Here is a 1,928-nt window from a genome sequence, read left to right on the forward strand (position 1 = left end):
TGAGCACGGAAATGGCCATGACCCTGCAGGTGCTGGAAGACGAAGAGTGGGAGGTGTTTGCGGTGCCGGCGGGGGGCATGTTCCTCTGGGCGCGCCCTGGTGTCGGCGACCGTTCCACCGTGCAGGCGCGGGCTCGCCGGCTGGGGGTGTTGCTGTCGCCGGGGACGCTTTTCAGCCCGACGGGCGAATCCAGCGACTGGCTGCGCATCAATGTGGCCTACGCTTCTGATCAGCGTGCACTGGCGTTGTTCAAGGCCATGGGGCCGGCAGGATCGACCTCTACCATTCTGAAAACGACGAGGATGTAGCTTTTTGCCATTATTGTGGCGCCAAACCCTTGTATTCAGTGCCCCGGGGTTGCGAATCTCGCTGCATCGAAACCTGGCTTGATGGCATTCGCCATTGCAAGAGGACTCAAGTGCAATGATTTCTGCCGTGCAACGACGTTTTGCCAACCTCGGTATGGCCAAGAAACTGGGCTTGGGCTTTGCCCTGGTACTGCTGTTGACGGCATTGGTGGCCGCGATTGGCGTATGGTCGCTGCAAACCGTTGGCCAGCGCTTCGAGGGCCTTAAAGCCATGTCGGCGCTCAACAGCGGCTTGCTCAAGGTGCGCTTGATCGAGCAGGACTACGCGCTGCATGCCGACCCCAAGTCGGTGGACGCCTTGCACGAAAGTGTCGACGCGTTGGCGGCTCAGGCGGTAATTCTCAAGGCCCAGTCGCCTGCCAATGTCCCGGTGATGAGCGACGTCGAGCAGGCGCTGGCGGCGTATCGCAAGGCGTTCGATGAGTTTGTCGAGCTGACCCAGACCAAGGACCTGGCGCTGGAAATGGCCAGTTGGTCGGTCTCCAGTGTCGCCAACAACCTTGATGTGTTGCAGGCCGGGCTGGCGGACGACGGCGCCTATGGCCTTAAGGAAAGCCAGGGCAAGGAAGGTGCCGAATTCATCGAGCAGGCGGGGCAGGTCAGCCAGGTCTCGCGCCTGATGCTGCAGGCCATGAACGAAGCGCACGTGCGCCTGGACCAGAGCCGCAAGGGCGATGACGAGAACGCCGAGCAAGGCAAGATCGAGCAGGCCGATCAGGCCCTGGCCCAGGTCGAACAGCTGAAAACCACCGTCAAGGATCCTGGCTACCAAACCGTGCTTAACGAAGTGTCCGGGCATATCGCGGCCTTCAGCGAAAAACTCGGCGAATACACCGGGCTGCTGGCCCAGGAAAAAGTCGTCTACAAGCAGTTGCACGAGCGCGCAGCCGAAGTGGTCACCCGGGTCAATCAGGCCTACGACGCAGAAGACCTGTCGATGCAGTCGCAGTTGAAGAAAAGCGCGTTGCTGATCATCGGTTCTTCGGCGTTGGCGTTATTGGTCGGGCTGATTGCCGCGTGGATCATTACCCGTTTGATCGTTGCACCGTTGCGCAGCGTGATTGCAGTGGCCCAGCAGATTGCCGCCGGTGATCTCAGTGGCCGTATGGAAGTCAGTCGCCGGGACGAGATGGGCCAGTTGATGCTCGCGATGCAACAGATGAGCAGCGGCCTGAGCAGCATGGTCAGCGGGTTGCAGGCGGGTATCGAGCAACTGGCCAGCTCGGCCCATTCGCTGTCCAGCGTCACCGAGCAGACCAATATCGAGGTCAGCAGCCAGAAGGAAGAAACCGAGCAGGTGGCCACGGCCATGAACCAGATGACCGCCACCGTGCACGATGTGGCGCGCAACGCCGAAGAAGCGGCCCAGGCGGCGCAGACGGCGGATGACAAGGTCGACAGCGGCCAGCAGGTGGTGCGTCAGAGCTTGCAGCGTATCGAGTTGCTGGCCAGCTCCGCGACCTCCGCCAGTACCAGCATCGAAAGCCTGAGCGCGGAGATCCAGACTATCGGCACCGTCCTTGAGGTGATCAAGAGCGTGGCCGAGCAAACCAACCTGCT

General features: G+C 61.3%; 1 protein-coding gene and 1 pseudogene. Both read left to right on the forward strand.

All coding sequences use genetic code 11. The features are described from left to right. A pseudogene (locus tag HX846_RS34690) lies at positions 1-308 on the forward strand (PLP-dependent aminotransferase family protein); the annotation flags it as partial. 115 nt (positions 309-423) lie between these two features. Next, positions 424-1,928: methyl-accepting chemotaxis protein (locus tag HX846_RS34695; RefSeq protein WP_178967201.1), on the forward strand; the 1,505-nt coding region annotated here is incomplete at its 3' end.

The organism is Pseudomonas sp. K5002, from assembly GCF_013386655.1.
GTDB lineage: Bacteria > Pseudomonadota > Gammaproteobacteria > Pseudomonadales > Pseudomonadaceae > Aquipseudomonas.